The 24,154-nt window shown below is 68.6% G+C and carries 26 protein-coding genes and 1 tRNA gene; 10 read left to right on the top strand and 17 right to left on the bottom strand.

Annotated features, from left to right (window positions below; translation table 11 throughout):
* Nucleotides 1-3 precede the first annotated feature (3 nt).
* The 3 genes from coaE (at nt 4) to ACK42S_RS00455 (ending at nt 1,746) form a co-directional block, all read left to right on the top strand.
* Nucleotides 4-651 carry a dephospho-CoA kinase gene (coaE, locus tag ACK42S_RS00465; protein ID WP_409702139.1) on the top strand — a complete coding sequence of 216 codons (648 nt, stop codon included), beginning with the start codon at nt 4-6 and terminating at the stop codon, nt 649-651.
* Between the two features lie 127 nt (nt 652-778).
* Nucleotides 779-1,537 (top strand): cell division protein ZapD, encoded by a 759-nt coding sequence (gene zapD / locus ACK42S_RS00460; protein ID WP_409702209.1) that lies wholly within the window; start codon nt 779-781, stop codon nt 1,535-1,537.
* Nucleotides 1,534-1,746, top strand: coding sequence for a DNA gyrase inhibitor YacG (locus ACK42S_RS00455; protein ID WP_409702137.1), 213 nt, complete (start codon nt 1,534-1,536; stop codon nt 1,744-1,746). Before zapD ends, ACK42S_RS00455 begins: the two co-directional genes overlap by 4 nt.
* 75 nt (nt 1,747-1,821) lie before the next feature.
* On the opposite strand, the gene ACK42S_RS00450 is transcribed toward ACK42S_RS00455, so the two are convergent.
* Genes ACK42S_RS00450 through argB form a run of 6 tightly spaced genes read right to left on the bottom strand, consistent with a single transcriptional unit; the run spans nt 1,822 to nt 6,136 of the window.
* A complete protein-coding gene (locus tag ACK42S_RS00450; RefSeq protein WP_409702135.1) occupies nt 1,822-2,253 on the bottom strand; it encodes an NUDIX domain-containing protein in 432 nt (143 codons plus the stop codon).
* A complete protein-coding gene (locus ACK42S_RS00445; RefSeq protein ID WP_409702133.1) occupies nt 2,250-3,131 on the bottom strand; it encodes an ATP-binding protein in 882 nt (293 codons plus the stop codon). The genes ACK42S_RS00450 and ACK42S_RS00445 overlap by 4 nt, the downstream gene beginning before the upstream one ends.
* 55 nt (nt 3,132-3,186) lie before the next feature.
* Nucleotides 3,187-3,843 carry a ligase-associated DNA damage response endonuclease PdeM gene (gene pdeM, locus ACK42S_RS00440; RefSeq protein WP_409702131.1) on the bottom strand — a complete coding sequence of 219 codons (657 nt, stop codon included), beginning with the start codon at nt 3,841-3,843 and terminating at the stop codon, nt 3,187-3,189.
* Between the two features lie 16 nt (nt 3,844-3,859).
* Nucleotides 3,860-4,510 (bottom strand): nucleoid occlusion factor SlmA, encoded by a 651-nt coding sequence (gene slmA, locus ACK42S_RS00435; protein WP_409702129.1) that lies wholly within the window; start codon nt 4,508-4,510, stop codon nt 3,860-3,862.
* Nucleotides 4,510-5,202, bottom strand: a complete 693-nt coding sequence (locus ACK42S_RS00430) for a pyrimidine 5'-nucleotidase (protein ID WP_409702127.1) — start codon at nt 5,200-5,202, stop codon at nt 4,510-4,512. Before ACK42S_RS00430 ends, slmA begins: the two co-directional genes overlap by 1 nt.
* Nucleotides 5,203-5,215: 13 nt before the next feature.
* Complete coding sequence (gene argB / locus ACK42S_RS00425) at nt 5,216-6,136, bottom strand: acetylglutamate kinase (protein WP_409702125.1); 921 nt, start codon at nt 6,134-6,136, stop codon at nt 5,216-5,218.
* Between the two features lie 315 nt (nt 6,137-6,451).
* On the opposite strand from argB, the gene ACK42S_RS00420 reads away from it, so the two are divergent.
* Together ACK42S_RS00420 and ACK42S_RS00415 are read left to right on the top strand one after the other, a co-directional pair.
* A complete protein-coding gene (locus ACK42S_RS00420; RefSeq protein ID WP_409702123.1) occupies nt 6,452-6,940 on the top strand; it encodes a DUF411 domain-containing protein in 489 nt (162 codons plus the stop codon).
* 17 nt (nt 6,941-6,957) lie between these two features.
* Nucleotides 6,958-7,233, top strand: a complete 276-nt coding sequence (locus ACK42S_RS00415; protein WP_409702121.1) for a copper-binding protein — start codon at nt 6,958-6,960, stop codon at nt 7,231-7,233.
* A 7-nt stretch (nt 7,234-7,240) separates the two neighbouring features.
* Here ACK42S_RS00415 and bioD read toward each other — a convergent pair whose 3' ends face one another.
* The 4 genes from bioD to ACK42S_RS00395 form a co-directional block, all read right to left on the bottom strand.
* A complete protein-coding gene (gene bioD / locus ACK42S_RS00410) occupies nt 7,241-7,942 on the bottom strand; it encodes a dethiobiotin synthase (protein WP_409702119.1) in 702 nt (233 codons plus the stop codon).
* Nucleotides 7,939-9,150 (bottom strand): 8-amino-7-oxononanoate synthase, encoded by a 1,212-nt coding sequence (gene bioF / locus ACK42S_RS00405; protein ID WP_409702117.1) that lies wholly within the window; start codon nt 9,148-9,150, stop codon nt 7,939-7,941. Before bioF ends, bioD begins: the two co-directional genes overlap by 4 nt.
* On the bottom strand, nt 9,140-10,537 hold the full coding sequence (bioA, locus tag ACK42S_RS00400; RefSeq protein WP_409702115.1) for an adenosylmethionine--8-amino-7-oxononanoate transaminase: 1,398 nt from the start codon (nt 10,535-10,537) through the stop codon (nt 9,140-9,142). Before bioA ends, bioF begins: the two co-directional genes overlap by 11 nt.
* Nucleotides 10,538-10,733: 196 nt before the next feature.
* A complete protein-coding gene (locus ACK42S_RS00395; RefSeq protein WP_409702113.1) occupies nt 10,734-12,731 on the bottom strand; it encodes an SDR family oxidoreductase in 1,998 nt (665 codons plus the stop codon).
* Between the two features lie 172 nt (nt 12,732-12,903).
* Between ACK42S_RS00395 and ACK42S_RS00390 the strand changes: the two genes are divergently transcribed.
* Nucleotides 12,904-13,440, top strand: coding sequence for a phasin family protein (locus ACK42S_RS00390; protein ID WP_409702111.1), 537 nt, complete (start codon nt 12,904-12,906; stop codon nt 13,438-13,440).
* Between the two features lie 2 nt (nt 13,441-13,442).
* On the top strand, nt 13,443-14,657 hold the full coding sequence (locus ACK42S_RS00385; protein WP_409702109.1) for a patatin-like phospholipase family protein: 1,215 nt from the start codon (nt 13,443-13,445) through the stop codon (nt 14,655-14,657).
* On the opposite strand, the gene argJ is transcribed toward ACK42S_RS00385, so the two are convergent.
* The 3 genes from argJ to ACK42S_RS00370 all read right to left on the bottom strand — a co-directional run bounded on the left by argJ (nt 14,645) and on the right by ACK42S_RS00370 (nt 19,846).
* The gene (gene argJ, locus ACK42S_RS00380; protein WP_409702107.1) at nt 14,645-15,874 is read right to left on the bottom strand and encodes a bifunctional glutamate N-acetyltransferase/amino-acid acetyltransferase ArgJ; all 1,230 of its coding nucleotides are present in this window, start codon (nt 15,872-15,874) and stop codon (nt 14,645-14,647) included. The two genes, ACK42S_RS00385 and argJ, sit on opposite strands and share 13 nt — an antisense overlap.
* Before the next feature lie 8 nt (nt 15,875-15,882).
* Entirely contained in the window at nt 15,883-18,627 is a 2,745-nt protein-coding gene (gene secA / locus ACK42S_RS00375; RefSeq protein WP_409702105.1) for a preprotein translocase subunit SecA, read from the bottom strand.
* Nucleotides 18,628-18,886: 259 nt separating this feature from the next.
* Nucleotides 18,887-19,846 (bottom strand): M23 family metallopeptidase, encoded by a 960-nt coding sequence (locus tag ACK42S_RS00370; RefSeq protein ID WP_409702103.1) that lies wholly within the window; start codon nt 19,844-19,846, stop codon nt 18,887-18,889.
* A 17-nt stretch (nt 19,847-19,863) separates the two neighbouring features.
* Here ACK42S_RS00370 and ACK42S_RS00365 point away from each other — a divergent pair, with 17 nt between their 5' ends.
* The 3 genes from ACK42S_RS00365 to chrA are packed head-to-tail and all read left to right on the top strand — an operon-like array spanning nt 19,864 to nt 21,953.
* Nucleotides 19,864-20,169 (top strand): DciA family protein, encoded by a 306-nt coding sequence (locus ACK42S_RS00365; RefSeq protein ID WP_409702100.1) that lies wholly within the window; start codon nt 19,864-19,866, stop codon nt 20,167-20,169.
* 31 nt (nt 20,170-20,200) lie between these two features.
* Nucleotides 20,201-20,590, top strand: a complete 390-nt coding sequence (locus ACK42S_RS00360; protein ID WP_409702098.1) for a chromate resistance protein ChrB domain-containing protein — start codon at nt 20,201-20,203, stop codon at nt 20,588-20,590.
* Between the two features lie 7 nt (nt 20,591-20,597).
* Complete coding sequence (gene chrA / locus ACK42S_RS00355) at nt 20,598-21,953, top strand: chromate efflux transporter (protein WP_409702096.1); 1,356 nt, start codon at nt 20,598-20,600, stop codon at nt 21,951-21,953.
* A gap of 261 nt (nt 21,954-22,214) precedes the next feature.
* Here chrA and ACK42S_RS00350 read toward each other — a convergent pair whose 3' ends face one another.
* The 4 genes from ACK42S_RS00350 to ACK42S_RS00335 form a co-directional block, all read right to left on the bottom strand.
* Nucleotides 22,215-22,910: a Bax inhibitor-1 family protein gene (locus tag ACK42S_RS00350; protein ID WP_409702094.1), complete on the bottom strand. Its 696-nt coding sequence runs from the start codon at nt 22,908-22,910 to the stop codon at nt 22,215-22,217.
* A gap of 107 nt (nt 22,911-23,017) precedes the next feature.
* Nucleotides 23,018-23,374 carry a hypothetical protein gene (locus ACK42S_RS00345; protein ID WP_409702092.1) on the bottom strand — a complete coding sequence of 119 codons (357 nt, stop codon included), beginning with the start codon at nt 23,372-23,374 and terminating at the stop codon, nt 23,018-23,020.
* A gap of 91 nt (nt 23,375-23,465) precedes the next feature.
* Nucleotides 23,466-23,541 (bottom strand) — tRNA-Thr (locus ACK42S_RS00340).
* A 41-nt stretch (nt 23,542-23,582) separates the two neighbouring features.
* Nucleotides 23,583-24,098: a ClpXP protease specificity-enhancing factor gene (locus ACK42S_RS00335; protein WP_409702090.1), complete on the bottom strand. Its 516-nt coding sequence runs from the start codon at nt 24,096-24,098 to the stop codon at nt 23,583-23,585.
* Between the last annotated feature and the right edge of the window lie 56 nt (nt 24,099-24,154).

Below are 24,154 nucleotides of genomic sequence, written 5' to 3'. Positions count from 1 at the left end.
TCCATGGACGGTCCGTGGCTACCCCGCCCCTTGCGGCTGGGCCTGACCGGCGGCATCGGCAGCGGCAAGAGCACGGTGGCGGCCTGGCTGCGCGAGCGCGGAGCCCATCTGGTCGACACCGACGCCATCTCGCGCCAGCTCACACAGCCCGGCGGGGCCGGCATCGCGCCGATCCGCGAGGCCTTCGGCGAGGCGGCCATCACCGCCGACGGCGCCCTGGACCGCGAGTTCATGCGCGAGCTCGTCTTCCGCGATCCACTGCGCAAGGCGCAACTGGAAGCCATCCTGCACCCCTTGATCGGCGCGGAAGCGGCGCGTCAGGCGGCCCAGGCCCGGCCGGGCCAGATGCTGGTCTTCGACGTGCCCCTGCTCGTCGAGTCGCGCATCTGGCGCACGCGGGTGGACCAGGTGCTCGTGGTCGACTGCTCGCCCGAGCGCCAGGTGGAGCGCGTGATGCGGCGCTCGGGACTGACCGAGCAGGCCGTGCAAGCCATCATTGCCCAGCAGGCCTCGCGGTCGCAGCGCCTGGCGGCCGCCGACATCATCGTGGCCAACGACACAGACACGCTGGCCGGCCTACATGCCACATTGGAGGCGCTGTGGGCCCTGTGGCATCCCGCTGCGCAAGCGGCGCCAGGGCCATCGGCTTGAGAGACTGCTTGGCGCGGGGGACAAGCGGTCGCCGACCGGCAGACGGGGTCTTGGACCGCGCACCGGTGGTCCACCCTGCCGGGGTATGGAACAATGCCCGGCATCCCCTTGCATCGTGCCGCTTGCCTTGATCCTCTACGAATACCCCTTCAACGAGAGCATCCGCACCATGCTGCGGCTCGAACACCTGTTCGACCGGCTGGGCCAGCTGATGGTGCGTGAAGCGGCCGTCGATCATCATTTCGCCCTGGCCACCCTGTTCGAGATCATGGACGTGGCCTCCCGGGCCGACCTCAAGTCCGACCTGCTCAAGGATCTGGAGCGCCAAAAGACCGTCCTCAACGGCTACCGCGGCAATCCCTCGATCTCCGAGCAGGCCCTGGACGAGGTGGTCGGCCGCATCGACCACGCCTTCGTCCAGCTCAACCAGTTGCCCGGCAAGGCGGGCCATGCGCTCACGGGCAACGAGTGGCTGATGAGTGTGCGCAGCCGCATCAGCATCCCGGGTGGCACCTGCGAGTTCGACCTGCCCGCCTACTACGCCTGGCAGAAGCTGCCCGCCGTGCGGCGGCAAGCCGACCTGCAGCGCTGGGTGGGCACGCTGATGCCGCTGGCCGAGGCCTTGCGCGTGCTGCTGGGCCTGCTGCGCGAGTCGGGCGTGCCCCACAAGGTGATGGCCACGGCGGGCCAGTACCAGCAGAGCCTGCCCGCCGGGCGCAGCTACCAGCTCATGCGTGTCCGCCTGGATCCGTCCACCGGTCTCGTGCCCGAGATCAGCGGCCACCGGCTGATGGTGTCGATCCGCTTCATGCGCCAGGACGAGGAAGGGCGGTTGCGGCCAGCCGCCGAGGACCTGGGTTTCGAACTGACCTTGTGTACCGGATGAGTTCAGCCCCGCCCAAACCCCGCACCGTGCGCTGCCCGGCCTGTGGCGGGCCAAGCCTGTATGCGCCCGAGAACCCGCACCGCCCCTTCTGCAGCGAACGCTGCAAGAACCTGGATTTCGGGGCCTGGGCCAGCGAGAGCTACCGCGTGCCCGCCCCGCCGGACAGCACCGACGCCGAAGACCCACAGGCCACACCGCCGGTGCACTGACGCCCGCTCATCCCTTGGCCCCGGGGCTCGCCCCCCACGGGGAGACGGCCCGGCTTCGGGCGGCTGGGCCCTGGGTCAGGCGGCGTGGGTCGCGCCTTCGAATCCCCGCTCGGCCGCAAACCACTGCAGCACCGGCACCGTGCCCGGCAGCACCGGCTGCACCTGCACCGGCAGATCCTGCCAGGCCATGGACTGGCCTTCGCGCATCTCGAATTCGCCGCTCCAGTCGTAGACCTTGCAGAAATGCAGGCGCACCAGGGCATGCGGGTAGTCGACCAGCTCGACCTTCCACGGATGCACGGCCCCGATGGTGATGCCCAGTTCCTCATGCAACTCGCGACGCAGCGCCTGCTCCACCGACTCGCCGACCTCGAGCTTGCCCCCCGGGAACTCCCAATAGCCCGCATAGACCTTGCCCTGTGGACGCGAGGTGAGCAGGAAGCGGCCCTCTCCTGCCGGCGTGCGCTCGACCAGCACCCCCACGGCCACGTCGATGGGCGTTCTCATGCCGGGTGAAGGCCCACACGGCCGCAATAGTCTCGCGCGAACTGGTAGGCCACGCGGCCCGAACGCGAGCCGCGCTCCAAGGCCCACACCAGCGACTCCTGACGCGCGGCCTCGATGGCCGGCTCGTCCACGCCGAAGCTGCGCAGCCACTGGGCCACGATGCCCAGGTACTCGGCCTGGCTGAAGGGATAGAAGCTGATCCACAGGCCGAAGCGCTCGGACAGGGAGATCTTCTCCTCCACCACCTCGCCCGGATGGACCTCGCCGTCCTCGGTGTGGGTGTAGGTGAGGTTCTCCTTCATGTACTCGGGCAACAGGTGGCGGCGGTTGCTGGTCGCATAGATCAGCACGTTCGGTGTGGCCGCGGCCACGGAGCCGTCGAGGATGGATTTGAGCTCCTTGTAGCCGAGTTCGCCCTCATCGAAGCTCAAGTCGTCGCAAAAGACGATGAAACGCTCTGGGCGATCGGCCACCAGGTCGATGAGGTCGGGCAGGTCCACGAGGTCGGCCTTGTCCACCTCGATGAGCCGCAGGCCCTGGCCTGCAAACTCGTTCAGGCAGGCCTTGACCAGCGAGGACTTGCCGGTGCCTCGCGCCCCGGTGAGCAACACGTTGTTGGCCTGTCGGCCCGCAACGAATTGCGCGGTGTTGCGCAGCAGGCGCTCTTTCTGCGCATCGACCTCGCACAGGTCCGACAGGCGGATGGTCGACACGTGACGCACCGGCTCGAGCCGACCCACCGGGCCGCGCCGGCGGTAACGGAACGCGATAGAGGCCGACCAGTCGGGTTCGGTCAGGGTCTCTTGGGGCAGCATTTTCTCCAGCCGAGCCAACACGGCTTCGGCGCGCAGCAACAGGGTATCGAGGGCGGCAGACATGGACACAGATGCGCACACGGCAAGGACTCGTCGACGCGCCAGTGTAGCGGTGCGCTCACGCCGCCACAGGCACGTTCATGACCAGGTCCTCGGCCACGGCATACACCTGGTCGCCGGCAACCGGCGCGATCGGATGCATGCCGGTGAAGTGCCCAAAGGCTGGCAGCACCCCCACCTGCGCGCCAAACCAGAAGCAAGGCAGCCGCAGGCGGTCATGCGCCCGGCCCTGCAGGCTCACGCAAGGATGCCAATGCCCGGCCAGCACATAGGCCTGAGGCTGCGGCACCGGGTGATGACACAGGGCCCAAGGCCCCAGGGGCCAGGGTTCGTCCACGCAGCACATACGCAGCCCGGCAGGCGGGTCGCCCGCCCGGTCGTCGTGGTTGCCGCGCACCAGCACGAGGTCCAGTTCGGGATGCTGCTGCCGCCAGCTCCACAGGGCCTGCAAGGTGGCGGGATTGTGGGCCTGCGCGGCATGCAGGAAATCGCCCAGGAAGACCAAGCGACGAGGCCTCAGGCGTTCGATCAGGACGCTCAGGCCCTGCAGGGCCGCACGGCTGCTGCCGCGCGGCACCGGCACCCCCTGACGGCGAAAGCTCGCCGCCTTGCCCAGGTGCACATCGGCCACCAGCAAGCTGGCGTGTGCGGGCAGCCACAGGGCCTTGTCAGGCAGCAAGACGGCCTGCTCGCCGGCCAAGGTGATGCTCAGCATGGCCGAGCCGCAACGCTCAGGCCGACAGCAGACGCAGGCTGGCGTCGAGGAACTCGGTGGGTGTGCGCTTGAAGCCCGAGCGGGCGTAGCGGTGCAGCCGCCCCACGACGAAGCCCGTCAACACCGAGGCCTGCGCCTGGGCATCGACCGAGGGTGTGATCGAGCCATTGGCCTCGGCCGCCTGGCGCAGGCTTTGTCGCAACTGGGCCTCGATGCGGTCGAAGAACTGGTTCATGCGCACCAGCAGGCGCTCGTTCTCGAACACCAGGGCATCGCCCACCATCACGCGCGTCATGCCCGGGTTCTTCTCGGCAAACTGCAGCACCACGGCGACGATCTTGTGCGCCTGGGCCTGGCCGGCGCCCTCGCGCTCGGTGATCTGGTTGATCAGCGTGAAGACGCTGTGCTCGATGAACTCGATCAGGCCCTCGAACATCTGGGCCTTGCTGGCGAAATGGCGGTACAAGGCCGCCTCGCTCACCGCCAGCCGCGCCGCCAGGGCCGCGGTGGTGATGCGCTCGGCCCCGGGCTGTTCGAGCATGGCCGCCAGTGTCTGCAGGATCTGCACCCGGCGCTCGCCGGGCTTGGGCCGCTTGCGTGACGCCGCCTCGCCAGCGGCCTCGGCGGCGGGAGACGTCGGCTCGGCAGGGACGGAAGGCTCGGCCATCACGGTGCGTGCAGAGAATGTAACTTTTGTAGCGAGCGGATTCTCGCACACACGTAAACGGGCTTGCGGCGCAGGTAAACACCAACTTCCGGGCCGTGTGCATTGTGTCGCAGATATCGCTGCATCCACACCGTGCGCATGCCCAGGGCGCGGGCGGCCTTTTGATGGGCCAAGGTGTCTTCGACCAGGATGCAGCGACTGGGTGGCACCTTCAAGCGCACCGCCACATGGCGCAGCATGCGTGCGTCGGGCTTGGGCCGCCAGCGGCCGAACATGCGCAGGGCCTCGATGGGGATGATCCCGTCGAAGACCGTCTCCAGGCCCAGCGCCCCCAGCACCCGCCGCGCGTAGCCCCGCGGGGCGTTGGTCAGCACATACTTGCGCCCACCCAGGCGCTGGAGCGCGGCCCTGTCATGGGCATGCGTGAAGACCCGCGCCTCCAGCCCGGGCAGCGCGTGCGTGTGCTCCAGAAAGTGCGCGGGGCGGATGCCATGGTGATGGATCAGGCCGAGCAGCGTGGCGCCGTAGCGCCGCCAGTAGTCGCGCCGCAGGGCGTCGGCCTGCTCGTGCGGCACCCTCAGCTCGCGGGCGATGTACTCCGTCATCGAGCCGTCGAGATGACGGAACACCGCCCGGGAGGCATCGTGCAGCGTGTTGTCCAGGTCGAACAGCCAGACGCTGCGGCGCTTCATGCGCTGGCGCGGCTCAGTGCGAGCGGATCATCGTGCCGAAGGCCTGTTCGGTGAGGACCTCCAGCAGCATCGCATGCGGCACGCGGCCGTCGATGATGTGCACGGCGTTCACGCCGCTCTTGGCCGCGTCCAGCGCGGAGGCGATCTTGGGCAGCATGCCGCCCGAGATGGTGCCGTCGGCGAACAGCTCATCGATCTCGCGTGCGGTCAGGTCCGTGAGCAAATTACCGTTCTTGTCGAGCACACCCGGGGTGTTGGTCAGCAGCATCAGCTTCTCGGCCTTGAGCACCTCGGCCAGCTTGCCGGCCACCACGTCGGCGTTGATGTTGTAGTTCTCGTTGTGCTCGCCAAAGCCCAGCGGCGAGATGACCGGGATGAACTGGTCGTCCTGCAGGGCCTTCACCACGCTCGGGTCGATCGCAACGATGTCGCCCACCTGGCCCACGTCGTGTTCCTTGGTCGGGTCGGTCTTGTCCTTCATGCGCAGCTTGCGTGCGCGGATCAGCCCGCCGTCGCGCCCCGTCAAGCCCACAGCCTTGCCGCCGGCAGCGTTGATCAGGCCGACGATGTCTTGTTGCACCTGGCCGGCCAGCACCCATTCGACCACTTCCATGGTCTCTTCATCGGTCACGCGCATGCCCTGGATGAAGGTGCCCTTCTTGCCGATCTTGGCCAGGGCTTCGTCGATCTGGGGCCCTCCGCCGTGCACCACCACCGGGTTCATGCCCACGAGCTTGAGCAGCACCACGTCCTCGGCGAAGTCCTGTTGCAGCGCCGGGTCGGTCATGGCATTGCCACCGTACTTGATGACGATGGTCTTGCCATGGAACTTGCGGATGTAGGGCAAGGCCTGGGCCAGGATCTCGGCCTGGTCGCGCGGGGCGATGTGTTGCAGGTCGTGGGGGGCCGCTGGGGCCGCAGCAGGGGTGTTCATGCGGGGGAGACTCCGGGACGCTTCGGGAACGGACGGTGAGGGGCCGCCGGACGATGCCCGGATTCTAGGGCGGCTGGTGCGGCGCAGCACGTCGCGGCTGCACGCACCGCCCCTTGTTCCCGGGCGAGGGACGGGAGATGCAAACACAGGCATCATGGCGTGTGCAGACCGGCACCGCTTTCGTTCGATGTGCGAACGGCGCAGGGAACCGAGGCGCGCGCCCCAAACTCCAAGCTTGCACCGCTCCGACGGCACAGGCCAGCGCCCCGGGAAACCGGAACCGGTTTGATCCATCGTTGGAAAGAGGTCCATCTCATGTCTTTGTCGATGTCACGCCGCCGGTGGCTGGCCTGGGCGAGCGCCCTGGCCGGCACCGCCGCCGCCCCGGCCCTGGTCAGCGCCGCCCGCCAGCCGCTGGTCGAAGTCTGGAAGTCCGAGAGCTGCGGCTGCTGCGGCGCCTGGGTCGAGCACCTGCAGGCCCATGGCTTCCAGGTCAAGGTGAACAACGTGCGTGGCCCGGCCGAATACCGCGAGAAGCTGGGCATGCCCGATGAGTTCGGCTCCTGTCACACCGCCGTCGTGCAAGGCTATGTGCTCGAAGGCCATGTGCCGGCACGCGAGATCCGCCGCCTGCTGGCCGAGCGCCCTGCCGCGATCGGGCTGGCCGTGCCGGGCATGCCGGTGGGCTCGCCGGGCATGGAAGTCGGTGACCGCCGCGACGCCTACGATGTGATCCTCGTCGGCCGCGACCGCAAGGGCCGCGTCTATCAGCACTACCCGGCCCTTGCCGGCACACGCACTTGAATGAGGAAAGGCCCCACATGAAACGATGGCTCGGCGCGATCGCCCTGGCTGCGGCAAGCACCCTCGCCCTGGCCCAGGCAGCCGAAGGCGAGGTGCGCAAGATCGACAAGGCCGCCGGCAAGATCACCATCAAGCACGGCGAGATCAAGAGCCTGGACATGCCGCCGATGACCATGGTCTTCCGCGCCGAACCGCCCAGCCTGCTCGACAAGGTGCAGGTGGGCGACAAGGTGAGCTTCCAGGCCGCCAAGGTCGGCGGCACCTACACCGTCACTGCGATCGAGAAACGCTGAACGCGGCTCACCACGGCCCCAGGACCGACAGGTCCAGATGGGGGGCCACCGCGGCGGCATCGGGCTCGTGCAGCGGAGGGACCACCCCCAGACAGGGCGCTTCGAAGTGACGGGCCAGACGCTCGCGCAGGGTCTCGACATTGGCCTCGCGCCAGGGCATGCGGGGGTCCACTGCGTTGCCCACCCAGCCGGCCAACCGCAAGCCTCGGGCACGCACGGCCTCGGCGGTGAGCAAGGCATGGTTGAGGCAGCCCAGGCGCAGCCCCACCACCAGGATCACGGGCAGCCCCAGGCGCACGGCCAGGTCGGCCGTGTCGAGCCGCTCGTCCAGCGGCACGAGGAAGCCGCCCACGCCTTCGACGATGAGCCGGTCCACCCGGCCGGCCAGGCGCTGCGCGCCCGCCAGCAACGCCTCCATCGAGATCGTCACACCGGCCTCGCGCGCCGCCAGGTGCGGGGCGCAGGCGGCATCGAGCAGGCAGGCGCAGACCTCCTCGGCGGCCAGCGGCACATTGGCCGCGGCCCTCAGGCGTTCGATGTCGTCGTTGACGCGCCGGCCTCCACGCCATTCGGTGCCGGCGGCCACCGGCTTGTAGCCGGCCACACGCCAACCGCGGCGGCCCAGGGCCTGCAACAGACCGGCACTGACGGTGGTCTTGCCGATCTCGGTGTCGGTGCCGGTGACGAACCAACCCTGCAACGGAATCATGAGCGCTCTCCGGGGATAGCCGCGGCACGGATCGCCTCGACCAGGCGGTCCACGTCCTCGGCCGTGTGGGCGGCGCTGAGGGCCACGCGCAAGCGGGCGGTGCCCACCGGCACCGTGGGGGGGCGGATGGCCGGCACCCACAGGCCGCGGGCTTCCAAGGCGGCCGACAGGGTCAGCGCCGTCTCGTTGTCGCCGACGATCAGCGGCTGGATGCCGGTGGACGAGGGCGCCAGGTGCCAGGCCGACGGCAGGCCGCCGGCGAGGCCGCGGCGCCACTGCGCGATGCGCTCGCGCAAGGCGGCACGCCGGCGCGCGCCCTCGTCGCCGAACACCAGGCCCAGGCTGGCGCTGACCGCATGGGCCACGGCCGGGGGTGAGGCGGTCGTGTAAATGTAGCTGCGCGCGCTTTGCACCAGCCAGTCGATCACGGTGGGATGCGCCGCCACGAAGGCCCCGGCCACGCCCGCGGCCTTGCCCAGGGTGCCGATGTAGACGACGCGGCGGCTGCGCAGGCCGAAGTGCTCCAGGCTGCCACGCCCCGTGGGCCCCAGCACGCCAAAGCCATGGGCATCGTCCACGATCAGCCAGGCGTCATGGCGCTCGGCCAGGGCCAGCAGCGCGTCCAGCGGAGCGAGGTCGCCGTCCATGCTGAAGACCGCATCGGTGACGATCAGCCGCAGCGGTGTGGCGCAGCGCACCAGCAGCGCCTCCAGCGCCGCCACGTCGTTGTGCGGGTATTTCACCACCGTCGCGCGGGCCAGGCGCGCCCCGTCGATCAGCGAGGCGTGGTTGAGGGTCTCGCACAGCAGTGTGGCCTGTGCCTGCCCCAGCGCCGTCAGCACCGCCAGATTGGCCATGTAGCCGGTGCAAAAGCTCAGCACCGCCAGCTCGGGCCAATGGGGTGACAGGATCTCGGCCAGCTGGGCCTCCAGCCGTGCATGGGCCAAGCTGTGGCCGTTGATCAGGTGCGAGGCGCCGCTGCCGGCGCCGAAACGGGCCGCGCCCTCGGCCAAGGCCTCGCGCAGCACCGGGTGGGCGGCCAGTCCCAGGTAGTCGTTGCTGCAAAAACTCAGCAGCTCGCGCGGCGCAGCGCCGTCGGCGGCCAGCACCTGACGGGGCTGGCAGGGCGAGTGGGCCGTGCGACGCCGGCGCTGCAGGGCCTGCGCCTGCCGCTCGGCCAGTTGTGCACGCAGGTGGTCAAGCAGCATGGGCGGCTCCGGGCACCACGGCGTCCAGCGTTGCGCGCACGCGCTGCGCGAGCCAGTCGGCCAGCGCCTCGTCGAGCACATAGGGCGGCATGAGGTACACACTGCGGCCGATCGGACGGATCAGCAGTTCCTGTGCCAGACCCTCCCGATGAAAGCGCTCGGCAAAGTCGGCGCGGGCGTATTCGGCCTTCACGTCGAAGGCATGGATGGTGCCGCAGCGTCTCAGATGCTCGATGCGCGGATCCCCGACCAGCGGGGCCAGCCCCGCGGCCAGGCGATCGGCCGCCACGCGGTTGCGCTCGAGCACCGGCTCCTGGTCGAAGCGGTCGAGCACGGCCAGCGCGGCGCGACACGCCAGCGGATTGCCCGTGTAGGAATGCGAATGCAAGAAGGCGCGCTCGCTGCGCTCGTCCAGGAAGGCGGCATAGAGGGGCTCGCGCACCATCACCAGCGACAAAGGCAGGTAGCCGCCGCTGATGCCCTTGGACAGGCACAGCAGATCCGGCCACACCGGCGCGTCGCCCGCTGCGGTGGCCTGTTCGCACGCAAAGAAGGTGCCGGTGCGCCCGCAGCCCACCGCGATCTCATCGGCGATCAGGTGCACCTCGTAGCGGTCGCACAAGGCGCGCAGGCCGCGCAGATAGGCCGCATCGTGCATGGCCATGCCGGCCGCCCCCTGCACCAGCGGCTCGACGATGACCGCCGCCAGGTGCTCGTGGCGGGACTCCATCAGCGCCTGCATCTGCGCCAGCGCACGCTGCGCCACCTCGACCGCCGTCTCGCCGGGCCGGGCCTGGCGCGCATCGGGCGACATCACCTGGTGGGTGCGCAGCAGCAGCGGGTCGTAGGCGTCGCGGAACACCCTCACGTCGGTCACGGCCAGCGCCCCCAGGGTCTCACCGTGGTAGCCACCGCGCAGGCAGACGAACTCGCGCTTGGCCGCGCGTCCACGGTTGCGCCAGCTGTGAAAGCTCATCTTCAGTGCAATCTCCACCGCGCTGGCCCCGTCGCTGGCGTAGAACGCATGCCCCAGCACGCCGCCGGTGCGCTGCGACAGACGCTCGGCCAGCAGCACCGCGCTCTCGTGCGTGCAGCCGGCCAGCATCACGTGGGGCAGGCGGTCGAGCTGGTCCTTCACGGCCGCCCCGATGCGCGCGTCGGCATGACCGAAGAGATTCACCCACCACGAGCTGATCGCGTCGAAGTAGCGCCGCCCGTCCGGGTCGAACAGCCATGGGCCCTGACCACGCACCAGGGGCAGGGGCGCACTGGCGGCCAGGCGCTGGATCGGCGTGCAGGGATGCCAGACCTGCGTGAGGCTGCGTTGCGCCCAGTGCGCGCTGGCGCCGGCGGCCAGGGCGGCCGGGTGGGAGGTGTCGTTCGTCATCGGGCCGTCGTCCGAAGCAAGGCCCCGGATGGTACGCAAGCGCGGCGCCGCCGATCAACTCCCCCGCCAGAGCATGGAACCCGGCAAGATGGACGGCGTTGACAACATTTGCGAACAAGCTCGCGGCATTCGCAACCCTTCTGATCCCAACCGCCACCAACCGGTGCCCGCCCTCGTTACATCTTCGGCAGCCGCGTCAGAAATGGATGCCTCGCATCATCTGTTGCAGCGCGATCGCCTCGGCCGAGAGCTGGGGCTTGCCCCCTTTGTCCCCCTTGGCGGCCTCACTGTCGGGGAACATGCGGAAGCTGGTGTTCATGATGATCTGCGCCACGCGTGGCACCAGGGCATGCAGCACCTGGCCCAGGATGCCCAGGCGGGTGGCGATGCGCACCGGCTTGTCGACCACGGCCTGGGCGATCATCTCGGCAGCCTCCTCGGGCGAGAGCGTGGGCACGTTGTTGTAGATCTTGGTCGGCGCGATCATCGGCGTGCGCACCAGCGGCATGTTGATCGTCGTGAAGCTCACGCCCACATCGGCGAACTCGCTGGCCGCGCAGCGCGTCCAGGCGTCCAGCGCCGCCTTGCTGGCCACATAGGCCGAAAAGCGCGGCGCATTGGTCAACACACCGATCGAGCTGATGTTGACCACGTGGCCCTTCTTCTTGGCCACCATGCCCGGCAACAAACCCATGGTCACGCGCAGGCAGCCGAAGTAGTTGAGCTGCATGGTGCGCTCGAAATCGTGGAAGCGGTCGTAGCTGTTCTCGATGGCGCGGCGGATCGAGCGGCCCGCGTTGTTGATCAGCACGTCCACGCCGCCGAACTCGTCGTTGAGCCAGGCCACCAGGGCAGCACAGCTCGCCTCGTCGGCGATGTCGGCCGAGTACGCGTGCACCTGCGCATCGGCCCCGGCAGCCTCCAGGATCTCCTGCCGGGCCTGCGCCAGCTTGGCCTCATCTCGTGCGCAGATCACCGTGATCGCACCGGCCTCGGCGAACTTCTTGGCCGCCGCCAGGCCGATGCCCGAGGAGCCGCCCGTCACCAGCACCACCTTGCCGGCCACGGCCCCCTTGAGCGAACGGTCGATGAACAGGTCGGGGTCGAGGTGACGCTCCCAGTAGTCCCACAGGCGCCAGGCGTAGTCGTGCAGGTTGGGGCAGGCAATGCCGCTGCCCTTGAGCACGGCCAGCGTCTCGCGGCAGTCGAAGCGCGTGGGATAGTTGACAAAGGTCAGGATGTCCTCGGGCAGGCCCAGGTCCTTCATCACGGCGTTGCGCACGCGGCGCACCGGGGCCAATGCCATCAGGCTCTTCTTGACCCCCTTTGGAATGAAGCCGAGCAAGGCGGCATTGACGAAGACATTCATCTTGGGCGCATGCGCGGCCTTGCTGAAGATGTCCAGCACATCGCCCACGCGGTAGCCCTTGGGGTCGACCAGGTGAAAGCACTTGCCGGCCAACGGGGTCTTGGCGTGGCTGATGTGATCGATGGCATCGACCACGAAGTCCACCGGCACGATGTTCACGCGCCCCCCTTCGAGGCCCACCATCGGCATCCACGGTGGCAGGAGCTGGCGCAGGCGCTGGATGAGCTTGAAGAAATAGTAGGGCCCGTCGATCTTGTCCATCTCCCCGGTGCGCGAGTCGCCCACCACCATCGCCGGCCGGTACACCGTCCAGGGCAGCTTGCACTCCTTGCGCACGAGCTTCTCGCTCTCGTGCTTGGTGTGGAAGTAGGGATGGTCGAGGTTTTCGGCCTCCTCGAACATGTCTTCGCGAAACACACCCTCGTACAGCCCCGCGGCCGCGATCGAGGACACGTGATGGAAGTGCGCCGCCTCGATGGCCTTGGCAAACTCCACCGTGTGCCGAGTGCCATCGACGTTCACGGCCACCTGGGTGTCGGAGGCGGCGGCCAGGTCGTAAACGGCCGCCAGGTGGTAGAAGTGGTCGATCTGGCCTTTCAAGGCCTTCACATCCTCGGCCGCCACACCAAGCCGGCGCTGGGTGAGATCGCCGTGCACAGGGATCGCGCGCGCCTTGCTCACGCCCCAGTACGCCAGCAGCTCCGGCACCTTGGCCTGGCTTTCCTGGCGCAGCAGGAAATACACGACCGCTCCGCGGCGCTCGAGCAGCTTCTTGACCAGACGTTTGCCGATGAAACCGGTGGCACCGGTGACGAAATACCGCATGACAGCCCTCCTGGAGACGAATGGCCCCGATTCTTCACGAGCACCGCCGCGCCGGCGCTGCGCGCTTTCCCCAGGGTCGCCATAGAGGCGCCTCACTAGAGAATTAGGCTGTCGCGCCTAGGGTGCCCCCCCTATAGTGCCCCTGTCTCCACGCAACCTGGAAGGAACCCCCATGGTCAAGAAACTGCAGAAGATGGCCGAGAAGAAGGCCACCTCCCCCGCCGGCCTGCTCGATTCCCAGCTCGCGGCCACCGTGCGCGAATCGGCGCAGCAGATCTGGCTGGCCGGCCTGGGGGCGTTCTCCAAGGCCCAGGCCGAAGGCGGCAAGGTCTTCGAGGCTCTGGTCAAGGAAGGGGTGTCCCTGCAGCGCAAGACCCAGGCCGTGGCCGAGGACAAGATCGGCGAGGTCACCGGCAGGATGAGCGCGATGGCCGGCGAGATCACCGGCCGCGCCGGCCAGCACTGGGACAAGCTCGAAGCCATCTTCGAGGAGCGCGTCTCGCGCGCGCTGAACAAGCTGGGCGTGCCCAGCCACAAAGATGTCGATGCCCTGATCGCGCGCATCGATGCGCTCAGCCAGGCCGTGGCCAAGTTGTCCAAGACCTCGGCCAAGCCGGCCGGCGGTGCCGCCAAGGCCCCCCGCAAGACGGCAGCGGCGGCCAAGAAGGCGGCCGCCAAGCGGGCCCCGGCCCGCAAGGCCGCTGCCTGAGGATGACCGGACGTACCGCCCGGGCACGCATCGGCCTGGCGCTGGCCGGTGGCGGCCCGTTGGGGGCGATCTACGAGATCGGCGCCCTGTGCGCGCTCGACGAGGCGCTGCAAGGCCTGTCGCTGACGCAGTGCGAGGGCTATGTGGGCGTCTCGGCCGGCGGCTTCATCGCCGCGGGTCTGGCCAACGGCTACACGCCGCGCGAGCTGTGCCGCGCGTTCATCGAGAACCTGGGGCCGGCCCGCGAGGTCTTCGAGCCCTCGCTGCTGGTGCGCCCAGCCGTGGGCGAGTTCGTGCAGCGCGCTGCCGCCCTGCCGGGGCTGCTGGGGTCGGCCGCCTGGCACTACACCTTCGGGCGGCGTTCGCTGATGGGGGCCGTCGAGCGCCTGGGGCGTGCCTTGCCCACGGGCCTGTTCTCGAACGAGCAGATCCACACCCGGCTGTCCGAGCTCTTCTCCGCCCCCGGCCGCAGCAATGATTTCCGCACCCTGGGCCGCAAGCTCGTGCTGGTGGCCACCGACCTGGACAGCGGATCGGCCGCGCCCTTCGGCCAGCCGGGCTGGGATCATGTGCCCATCTCGCGGGCCGTGCAGGCCAGTGCCGCCCTGCCCGGGCTCTTCCCGCCGGTGGAGATCGACGGCCGCCACTATGTGGATGGGGCGCTGAAGAAGACGGTGCACGCCTCGGTGCTGCTGGAGCAAGGCCTGGACCTGTTGATCTGCCTGAATCCGCTGGTGCCTTTCGAGGCACGCGAGGGCGAGGAACGCAGCGCGCATCGCATCCCACGCATCGCCGATGGTGGCCTGCCGGTGGTGCTGTCCCAGACCTTCCGCTCGATGATCCACTCCCGGCTGGAGCTGGGGCTGCGCAGCTACGAGCGGGCCTATCCGCACACCGACATCGTGCTCTTCGAGCCCGAAGCGCACGATGCCGAGATGTTTCTGGCCAACACTTTCAGCTATGCCCAGCGCCGCCGCCTGGCCGAGCACGCCTACCAAAGCACCCGCCAGGCGCTGCGCGCGCGCTTGGACGAGCTGGCACCGCGCCTGGCCCGCCACGGGATCACGCTGGATACCGCCGTGCTGGCAGACACCTCACGCACACTGCTGGACGTGAAGGCGGCCGGCCGACGCGAGCGCAGTGCCCGGGCGATGACCTCGCTGCAGCTCACGCTCGATCGCCTGGAGCGCCACCTGGGGTCGGCTCAGCTTCGATAGTCGGCGTTGATGCTGACGTAGTCGTGCGAGAAATCGCAGGTCCACACCGTGGCATGGGCCTGGCCACGGCCCAACAGCACCCTCACGGTGATTTCAGAGCGCTTCATCACGCGCTGGCCATCCTCCTCCCGGTACTGCGGATGACGGCCCCCGCGGTGGGCCACATGCACGTCGTCGAGGTAGAGGTCGATCGTCGTCTGATCGAGGTCGTCGATGCCTGCATAGCCCACCGCAGCCAGGATGCGACCCAGGTTGGGATCGCTGGCGTAGAAGGCCGTCTTCACCAGCGGTGAGTGGGCGATGGCGTAGGCCACCTTGCGGCACTCGTCTTTCGTGGCGCCGCCTTCCACACGCACGGTGATGAATTTGGTGGCCCCTTCGCCATCGCGCACGATGGCCTGGGCCAGTTGCTGCGCCACGCCGATCACGGCCTCGCGCAGCACGGCCCCTTCGGGCGATTCGAGCTGGGTGATCGAGGCATGGCGCGCCTGGCGCGTGGCGATGACCACGAAGGCATCGTTGGTGGAGGTGTCGCCGTCAATGGTGATGCGGTTGAAGGACTGGTCGGCCGCCTCGCGCACCAGGGCGGGCAGCAAGCCCGGATCGATGTTCGCATCGGTGGCCAGGAAGCCCAGCATCGTGGCCATGTTGGGCCGGATCATGCCCGCGCCTTTACTGATGCCGGTGATCGTGACCGTTTGGCCACCGATGCTCACCTGGCGCGAAACGGCCTTGGGCACCGTGTCGGTCGTCATGATGGCCTGCGCCGCATCCGCCCAATGGTCGGCCTTCAGATCGGCCAGGGCCGTGGGCAGGCCGGCCACGATGCGCTCCACCGGCAGCGGCTCCATGATCACGCCGGTGGAAAACGGCAACACCTGCGTGGGGCTCACGCCGAGATGGCCGGCCAGGGCCTCGCAGGTGGTGCGGGCACGGGCCAGGCCCTCCTCGCCCGTGCCCGCATTGGCGTTGCCGGTGTTGATCACGAGGGCCCGGATGCCCTGCCCGGCGGCCAGATGCTCACGGGCCACCTGCACCGGCGCCGCGCAGAAGCGATTGCGCGTGAAGACCCCGGCCACCGCCGCCCCCTCGTCGAGCACGAAGACGCACAGATCCTTGCGCTGGGCTTTGCGCACGCCGGCCATCGCAATGCCGATGCGCACACCGGGCACCGGGTGCAGAGTCCGGGGATCGGGAGCTTGCAGGTTCACAGGCATGTTCGACCTCAGTTCAACTTGCCGTGGCAGTGCTTGTATTTCTTGCCGCTGCCGCAGGGGCAGGGGTCGTTGCGGCCCACCTTGGGCACCTGGACGGCGGCGGTGCGCGGGTCGGTCTCGCTGGCCACCGTGCCATCCTCGTTGGGGTGGGTGTAGGTCACGTTGCTGATGTGCTCGGCCTTGTCCCCGATGGCTTCGGCCGCCTGGGCCACCTGCTCCTGGGTCTGGATGCGCACCGTCAGCAAGATGCGCGTGACCTCCATCCTCACCACATCGAGCAGTTGCGCGAAGAGCTCGAAGGCTTCGCGCTTGTACTCCTGCTTGGGGTTCTTCTGCGCATAGCCGCGCAGATGGATGCCCTGACGCAGGTAGTCCAGGGCCGCCAGGTGCTCGCGCCAATGGGTGTCAAGGGACTGCAACAGCACCATGCGCTCGAACTGCGCGAACTGCTCCTTGCCCACGCGCTCCACCTTGGCCTGGTAGGCTGCGTGGCCGGCCTGCACCACACGCTCGACGATGTCCTCATCGGACACCGCCTCGCTGGACTCGACCCACTGACGCAGGTCGACGTCGAGCTGCCACTCGTCACGCAGCGTGTTCTCCAGCCCCGCCAGGTCCCATTGCTCCTCGACGCTGTCGGCCGGGACATAGGTGCGCACCACATCGGTCAGCGCGCCTTCTCGCAGGTGGGCGATCTGGGCGCTGATGTCGGTGGCATCCAGGATGTCGTTGCGCTGCTGGTAGATGACCTTGCGCTGGTCGTTGGCGACGTCGTCGTACTCCAGCAGTTGCTTGCGGATGTCGAAGTTGCGTGCCTCGACCTTGCGCTGCGCGCTTTCGATGGAGCGTGTGACGATGCCCGCCTCGATGGCCTCGCCGTCGGGCATCTTCAGGCGGTCCATGATGGCCTTGACGCGGTCGCCCGCGAAGATGCGCATCAGCGGGTCTTCGAGAGAGAGGTAAAAGCGCGAGGAGCCGGGGTCGCCCTGGCGGCCCGAGCGGCCGCGCAACTGGTTGTCGATGCGGCGCGACTCGTGGCGTTCGGTGGCGATGATGCGCAGCCCCCCCAGCGCCTTGACCTGCTCGTGCAGGCTTTGCCATTCGGCGCGCAGCTTGTCGATGCGCTGCCGCTTGTCGGCCTCGCTCAGCGACTCGTCGGCCTCGATGAGCTGCACCTGCTTGTCCACATTGCCACCCAGCACGATGTCGGTGCCGCGGCCGGCCATGTTGGTGGCGATCGTGATCATGCCCGGGCGCCCGGCCTGGGCGATGATCTCGGCCTCCTTCGCATGCTGCTTGGCGTTGAGCACCTGGTGCGGCAGCCCGGCCTTGGTGAGCAGGTCCGACAGCAACTCGGAGTTCTCGATCGAGGTCGTGCCCACCAGCACGGGCTGGCCGCGCTCATGGCATTCGCGGATGTCGGCGATCACCGCCTCGTAGCGCTCGCGGCTGGTCTTGTAGACGCGATCGAGCTCGTCTTTGCGCTGCGTGGGCTTGTTCGGCGGGATGACCACCGTCTCCAAGCCGTAGATCTCCTGGAACTCATAGGCCTCGGTGTCGGCCGTGCCCGTCATGCCGGCCAGCTTGCCGTACATGCGGAAGTAGTTCTGGAAGGTGATCGATGCCAGGGTCTGGTTCTCGGCCTGGATGGCCACGCCCTCCTTCGCCTCCACGGCCTGGTGCAGGCCGTCGGACCAGCGACGCCCGGCCATCAGGCGGCCGGTGAACTCGTCGACGATGATCACCTCGCCGTTTTGCACCACGTAATGCTGATCGCGGTGGAAGAGATGATGGGCGCGCAGTGCGGCATACAGGTGGTGCACCAGGGTGATGTGCGAGGGGTCGTAGAGACTCGCTCCCTCGGCCAGCAACCCGGCCTGGGTCAGCACGCGTTCGGCGTTCTCGTGGCCCTGCTCGGTCAGAAAGACCTGACGGCTCTTTTCGTCGATCGTGAAGTCGCCCGGCTCGATCACCCCTTCGCCGGTACGCGGGTCGGCCTCGCCGATCTGGCGCTTGAGCAGCGGCACCACCTGGTTGATGCGCATGTACAGCTCGGTGTGGTCCTCCGCCTGGCCACTGATGATCAGCGGGGTTCGCGCCTCGTCGATCAGGATGGAGTCCACTTCATCGACGATCGCGTAATGCAGGCCGCGCTGCACCCGGTCGGCCGTCTCGTAGACCATGTTGTCGCGCAGGTAGTCGAACCCGAACTCGTTGTTGGTGCCGTAGGTCACGTCGGCCCCGTAGGCCGCCTGCTTGTCCTCGCGCGACATCTGGGGCAGGTTCACGCCCACGCTCAAGCCGAGGAAACCATAGAGTCGCCCCATCCACTCGGCATCGCGGCGGGCCAGGTAGTCGTTCACCGTGACCACGTGGACACCCTTGCCGGCCAGCGCATTCAGGTAAACGGGCAGCGTGGCCGTCAGCGTCTTGCCCTCGCCCGTGCGCATCTCGGCGATCTTGCCGTCATGCAGCGCCATGCCCCCGATCAGCTGCACGTCGAAATGGCGCATCCTGAGCACGCGCTTGCTGGCCTCGCGCACCACCGCAAAGGCTTCGGGCAGCAGGTCGTCGAGGGAAGCCCCCTGGGCCAGGCGCTGGCGAAATTCGCCGGTCTTGGCCTGCAGGGCCGCGTCGTCCAGAGCCTCGAACTGCGGCTCCAGGGCATTGATGCGCTCCACCACGCGCCGGTACTGCTTGAGGAGCCGGTCGTTGCGACTGCCGAAAATCTGGGTAAGAAGCTTGGGCAACATGCGTGATGGGGTCGTCAGATACGGTGGACGGACCTCGGGGACCGGGCCGTCGGAAACACACCGGGAAGGGAGATGCACCGGTTCGATGCGTCGCTCGGCGCGGGTCCGACAGCCTGTGTCGGCCCCGGAGCTCCAAAGCGATCGAGTTTAGCACCGGGCCTCCAGGCCGGGAGCACCGCGGGGTGGGCGTGCCAAGGGGTGCCGCCCCCAGGCCTTGCCCTTTCACCGCCGGGCGCGGGCATGGGCCCGGCGCCGGGTCTCAGGGTGCCGCAGGACGGGCCGCCGAGACCTCGGCCACGGCCTGTCGCGGGCCCTGGCCGGCAAGGAAGCGGGCCGGGTTCTGGGGCACGCCCGAGACGAGCACCTCGAAATGCAGGTGCGGCCCGGTGGAGCGGCCGGTGGAACCGACCTCGGCAATCACCTGGCCGCGCTTGACCAAGTCGCCCTGACGGACGAGCAGCTTCGAGGCATGGGCATAGCGGGTGACCAGCTCGTTGCCGTGATCGATGTCGACCATCTGACCGTAGGCCGGATGGTATTCAGCCGCGATCACCACCCCGCCAGCCGCCGCCTGGATGGGCGTGCCCACGGGGGCCGGGAAATCCAGCCCCGTGTGCAGGGCCTGGCGGCCGGTGAAAGGGTCCTGCCGGAAGCCGAAGCCGGAGCTGGTGGGCGCCGCCACCGGGCGGGTGTTCGGGATCCTCAGAGCCTGCATGCGCTGCTCGAAAAGCTGGGATTCGATCAGCGTGAAGAGGTCTGCGTGAAGGGCCGCGGCATGGTCGAGCTCGTCCACCTGGCGCTGGAGCTGCTCGAAAGAAGGCTGCGCGGTGGGCACGTAGGGCCCCCCTTTGGGTCCGTCAGACACCGCCGCCTTGATCTGGTCGGGCTTGAGCCCCACCATGTCGGACACGCGCTCACTCACGGCCTCGAGTTGCATCAGGCGGGCCTGCATCTCGCCCACCCTGCGGGCCATGGCGTCGAGGTTCTCCCGCAGGAAGCGGTCACGCTGGGCGAACTCGTCCTTGACCACCAGGCGCACGATCTGGCTGACCACCGGCCACCCTTCGCGCGCGGCCTTGAGAAAGATGAAGTGGTAGACCAGCCCCGACAGCAGCATCATCAGACCCAGGCCGCCGCCCAGCACCGCGGCCAACTGCCAGCGGTTGAGCGTCAGCACGCGCGTGCGCGCGAACCGGCTGTGGGTGATCATGATCTGCATCAGTACACTCCCACCCCATGAATGCCCGCGCGGACCGCACGCTGCCCATCCAAGAGGCCATGAACCGCCACACCGTGCTGGAGCGGCTTCAACAACTCATGCGCGAATCGCAGTCGCGCCTCGAAGGCATCCGCCCCCTCCTGCCCCCGGCGCTCGCGGCCCATGTCAAAGCCGGGCCCGTCGATGACGCGGGGTGGACGCTGCTGGCCCCCAACGCAGCGGCTGCCGCCAAACTGCGCCAACTCCAGCCGCGCCTCGAAGCGGCCTTACGCCAACAGGGCTGGCAGGTTAGCGCAATCAGGGTGAAGGTTCAATCGAACTGACCCAGGCAACGGAAACCGTCGGTAACCCGCCGTGCAGGTGTCACGGAACATCGGCCCCAACATCCGTGCAAACCCGCACCCCGTACCGACGAGCCGCCCCCAGTGGACCCAGACCCGTCCGGCCGGGCTCGGGGCGCACGCCCCCATCCTGCCCACCGGCCGCCCACTGGCGAAGGCGGAATCATTATTTCCAGGCTTGAGATCTATATTTCAACCATGTGGGCCCCGGGGCGACCGACTGGCCTGCGCTTGGCTGATCCGGCGCTTCATCGACCCGCAGGCCGAGTGCCTCTGCCTGGACGCCCCGGCCGGCGCCAGGTGCATGCCGACAACGACCGCCTGGCCGCCGCCGCGGCCCAGGTGTTCGATGCCCTTTACGCCGCTCCCGCAAGCTCCCGATGAACGCATCCTCCGCCCCTGAGGCTTCCATGCCATCCGCCGACGACACCGCCGCCCCGGCGCTGGTGAGCTTCGGCGAGGCCTTGCGCTTCTGGCTCAAGCTCGGCTTCATCAGCTTCGGCGGCCCGGCCGGGCAGATCGCGATCATGCACAGCGAACTGGTCGAGCGGCGCCGCTGGATCAGCGAAAAGCGTTTCCTGCACGCCCTGAACTACTGCATGCTGCTGCCCGGCCCCGAGGCCCAGCAACTGGCCACCTACATCGGCTGGCTGATGCACCGCACCTGGGGTGGCATCGTCGCCGGCGCGCTTTTCGTGCTGCCCTCGCTGTTCATCCTGATCGCGCTGAGCTGGGTCTACCTGCGCTTTGGCGACGTGCCAGCGGTGGCCGGCCTGTTCTACGGCATCAAACCGGCCGTGACAGCGCTGGTGCTGCACGCCGCTCACCGCATCGGCACACGCGCGCTAAAGAACGGCTGGATGTGGGGCATCGCGGCCGCGGCCTTCGTCGCCATCTTCGCCTTTGACACGCCCTTTCCGGCCATCGTCGCTGGGGCCGCGCTGATCGGTGCGGTCGGTGCGCGCCGCTGGCCTGCGGTCTTTGCGCTGGGCGGCGGCCCTGGTGCAGCCCAGGCCGGCCACGGCTCCGCGCTGATCGACGACCACACCCCGCCGCCGGTGCATGCGCGCTTCTCGCGCTCCCCTGTGGCCAAGGTGCTGGCCTCGGGCCTGGCGCTGTGGGCGGCCGCGATGGCCGCACTCATCGCCTGGCAGGGCTGGGACAGCACACTCGCGCAGATGGGCTGGTTCTTCACCAAGGCCGCGCTCGTGACCTTCGGCGGCGCTTATGCGGTGCTGCCCTATGTGTACCAGGGTGCGGTCGAGCATCACCAGTGGCTCAGCGGCGCGCAGATGATCGACGGCCTGGCCCTGGGTGAAACCACACCGGGCCCGCTGATCATGGTGGTGGCCTTTGTCGGCTTCGTGGGCGGCTGGCTGCACCAGGTGCTGGGTGCCGAGGCGCTCTTCCTGGGCGGGGCGTTCGCCGCCACGGTGGTCACCTTCTTCACCTTCTTGCCGTCCTTCGTCTTCATCCTCGCAGGAGGGCCGGCGGTGGAGGCCACGCACGGCAAGCTGGGCTTCACGGCGCCGCTGTCGGCCATCACCGCGGCGGTGGTGGGCGTGATCCTGAACCTCGCGCTCTTCTTCGCCTACCACGTGCTGTGGCCGCAAGGCTTTGCCGGCCGCTTCGATGCCATCTCGGCGCTGATCGCCGCAGGCGCGGCGGTGGCGCTGTTTCGCTTCAAGCTGGGGGTGATGCCGCTGCTGGGTGGCTGCGCCCTGATCGGCCTGAGCGCGAGCCTGCTTCTGCACAGCCCGGCATGAAAGGACACCGCGTCAACGTTGTGAACCCGAAGGAGGGGTCGGCCCCGAGGCCCTGGAGGGCGCCGCGGCGTTCGACGTGCGGCGCGCACCCGTGTTCGCGCAGGCCGATGTGATGATCCCGGGCACCCGATCGCGCGACCCGGCCGGGATGGTGCGGTGAGCCCACGCGCAGGTGCCCGGCCAGCCGGTGGTGGTCTATGGTGTGCATGGCCACGAGGTCAGCCAGCACACGGCCGCGACCTGCGCGCCGCCCGCAAGGCCTTATTCCTCGCGGCCGCCGAACAGGCCCAGCAGGGCCAGCAGCGACTGGAAGACGTTGTACAAGCTCAGATAGACACCCAGCGTGGCCGAGATGTAGTTGGTTTCCAGACCGTCGTGCACCCGCTTGAGGTCATGCAGGATGAAGGCCGAGAAGATGCCGATCGCCAGCACCGACAGGGTGATCATCAGGGCGCTGGACTGGATGAACACGTTGGCGATGCCGGCCACCAGCAGCATGATGACGCCGACGAACAGGAACTTGCCCATCGAGCTCAGGTCGCGTTTGATGACCGACGACAGGGCCGCCATGCCGAAGAAGATCGCACCGGTGCCGGCAAAGGCCGTCATGATCAGGCTCGCACCATTGGCCAGGCCGAGCACCACGCCCACCAGGCGCGACAGCATCACACCCATGAAGAAGGTGAAAGCCAGCAGCACGGGCACGCCCGCGGCCGAATTCTTGGTGCGCTCGATCGCGAACATGAAGCCGAAGGCTCCGCCCAGGAAGACCACCAGACCCACCATGGGCGACATGGCCCGGGTGATGCCGGTGGCCAAACCCAGCCAGGCCCCCAGCACGGTGGGCACCATCGACAGGGCCAGCAGCCAGTAGGTGTTGCGCAAGACGCGGTTGCGCTCCTGGAGGGAAGGAACCGATGCGCCCAGCGCGGACGGAAGGACCGTGTTCTCGTTCATGGAAAAGGCTCCAAAAGGTGAGGGTGAAAACTACGAGGGGCCGCTTCTGGGCGGCCACGGGGGGTAGACAGTCGGGGTCGCTGGGCCCCGGCCGGGGACGGTCCGGGTCAGGCGGCCCGTGCGTCGCAGGTCGGTGGGCGCAGCAGTCCGTCAAGCACCGGCGAGGGCACGAGGCGGGCCCCCGTGCGGAGGGACCAGACCTGGGTGGTCAGGGGCTGCTCCAGGTGCGCTTCGATGGCCACGGCCGCATGGAGCTCGACGGCCGGATCGATGGGCGCGGCGCCCGCCGAAGAATGCTCCGGCTGCGCGGCATCGCTGCCGGGTGGGGCCACAGGGTCGGTCGGCGGCTCGGCCAGCGCGCCGTGGAGGGCCGCTGCAATGGGGGTGACGGGACCCGACGGCACCGCGTGGGCCGCCACGGCCAGGACCATGAGCACCACCAACGACCAAAGTCGCATCATCATGGCCCGGATTCTATGCGCAGACCCCATCGGCCGAGTGCGCCCCGCTGACGATCCAGGCTGCGGCGGTGCCCCCCGGCCGGTGGAAAACGGGTGGTGCCGGCTATCCGACTCGAACGGATGACCTACCGCTTACAAGGCGGTTGCTCTACCAACTGAGCTAAGCCGGCAGCCTGGCCTGCGGCGAGGTGCACTCAGGATTCTAAAGGGCTCACTTGACCCGCTTGAGCGCGGGGCGGCCGCCGCTGGGCGGTGAGGGCTCGGGGGGCTCCTCGCCGGGCGGCTCGGCCGGGGTGCGGCCCGCAGCAAGCTTGAGCGGGCCGCCGGTCGATCGTGCCGCCCCGTGCTGCGCACCGTCGGCAGGCGAGGAAGGCTCACCGGCGGCGGCTGCCGGCACCGGGAAGGCCATGCCTTGCCCGTTCTCGCGGGCATAGATGGCGATCACATGGTCCACCGGCAGCACGATGTCACGCGCCACTCCGCCAAAGCGGGCACGGAACTCGATGGTCTCGTTGCCGAGCTTGAGCCCGCTGGTGGCATCGAAGCTGACGTTGAGCACGATCTCGCGGTTCTTCACGTACTCGTGCGGCACCTGCACCGAGTCGTCCACGTACACGGCCAGATAGGGCGTGAAGCCGTTGTCCGTGCACCAGTCGTGCAGTGCACGGATCAGGTAGGGCCGTGTGGAGGCGACCTCGGGGCTGTCAGGTGCGTTGGGATCGCTCATCGCATCATCACTTGCGCATGACCTTCTCGGACGGGGTCAGCGCCTCGATGTAGGCC

The organism is Caldimonas sp., assembly GCF_046289365.1.
GTDB lineage: Bacteria > Pseudomonadota > Gammaproteobacteria > Burkholderiales > Burkholderiaceae_C > Caldimonas.
This window is presented reverse-complemented; position numbering and strand designations above follow the sequence as displayed.

Coding starts and splice junctions, on each gene's coding strand:
- bioA (WP_409702115.1), bottom strand. CDS start 10,537: ATGACGAACGACACCTCCCACCCGGCCGCCCTGGCCGCCGGCGCCAGC.
- ACK42S_RS00455 (WP_409702137.1), top strand. CDS start 1,534: ATGAGTTCAGCCCCGCCCAAACCCCGCACCGTGCGCTGCCCGGCCTGT.
- ACK42S_RS00395 (WP_409702113.1), bottom strand. CDS start 12,731: ATGCGGTATTTCGTCACCGGTGCCACCGGTTTCATCGGCAAACGTCTG.
- ACK42S_RS00345 (WP_409702092.1), bottom strand. CDS start 23,374: ATGATGATGCGACTTTGGTCGTTGGTGGTGCTCATGGTCCTGGCCGTG.
- ACK42S_RS00420 (WP_409702123.1), top strand. CDS start 6,452: ATGTCTTTGTCGATGTCACGCCGCCGGTGGCTGGCCTGGGCGAGCGCC.
- ACK42S_RS00415 (WP_409702121.1), top strand. CDS start 6,958: ATGAAACGATGGCTCGGCGCGATCGCCCTGGCTGCGGCAAGCACCCTC.
- ACK42S_RS00365 (WP_409702100.1), top strand. CDS start 19,864: ATGAATGCCCGCGCGGACCGCACGCTGCCCATCCAAGAGGCCATGAAC.
- bioF (WP_409702117.1), bottom strand. CDS start 9,150: ATGCTGCTTGACCACCTGCGTGCACAACTGGCCGAGCGGCAGGCGCAG.
- chrA (WP_409702096.1), top strand. CDS start 20,598: ATGCCATCCGCCGACGACACCGCCGCCCCGGCGCTGGTGAGCTTCGGC.
- ACK42S_RS00390 (WP_409702111.1), top strand. CDS start 12,904: ATGGTCAAGAAACTGCAGAAGATGGCCGAGAAGAAGGCCACCTCCCCC.
- secA (WP_409702105.1), bottom strand. CDS start 18,627: ATGTTGCCCAAGCTTCTTACCCAGATTTTCGGCAGTCGCAACGACCGG.
- pdeM (WP_409702131.1), bottom strand. CDS start 3,843: ATGCTGAGCATCACCTTGGCCGGCGAGCAGGCCGTCTTGCTGCCTGAC.
- ACK42S_RS00430 (WP_409702127.1), bottom strand. CDS start 5,202: ATGAAGCGCCGCAGCGTCTGGCTGTTCGACCTGGACAACACGCTGCAC.
- argJ (WP_409702107.1), bottom strand. CDS start 15,874: ATGCCTGTGAACCTGCAAGCTCCCGATCCCCGGACTCTGCACCCGGTG.
- ACK42S_RS00370 (WP_409702103.1), bottom strand. CDS start 19,846: ATGCAGATCATGATCACCCACAGCCGGTTCGCGCGCACGCGCGTGCTG.
- ACK42S_RS00350 (WP_409702094.1), bottom strand. CDS start 22,910: ATGAACGAGAACACGGTCCTTCCGTCCGCGCTGGGCGCATCGGTTCCT.
- coaE (WP_409702139.1), top strand. CDS start 4: ATGGACGGTCCGTGGCTACCCCGCCCCTTGCGGCTGGGCCTGACCGGC.
- argB (WP_409702125.1), bottom strand. CDS start 6,136: ATGAACACCCCTGCTGCGGCCCCAGCGGCCCCCCACGACCTGCAACAC.
- ACK42S_RS00385 (WP_409702109.1), top strand. CDS start 13,443: ATGACCGGACGTACCGCCCGGGCACGCATCGGCCTGGCGCTGGCCGGT.
- slmA (WP_409702129.1), bottom strand. CDS start 4,510: ATGGCCGAGCCTTCCGTCCCTGCCGAGCCGACGTCTCCCGCCGCCGAG.
- bioD (WP_409702119.1), bottom strand. CDS start 7,942: ATGATTCCGTTGCAGGGTTGGTTCGTCACCGGCACCGACACCGAGATC.
- ACK42S_RS00450 (WP_409702135.1), bottom strand. CDS start 2,253: ATGAGAACGCCCATCGACGTGGCCGTGGGGGTGCTGGTCGAGCGCACG.
- ACK42S_RS00445 (WP_409702133.1), bottom strand. CDS start 3,131: ATGTCTGCCGCCCTCGATACCCTGTTGCTGCGCGCCGAAGCCGTGTTG.
- ACK42S_RS00335 (WP_409702090.1), bottom strand. CDS start 24,098: ATGAGCGATCCCAACGCACCTGACAGCCCCGAGGTCGCCTCCACACGG.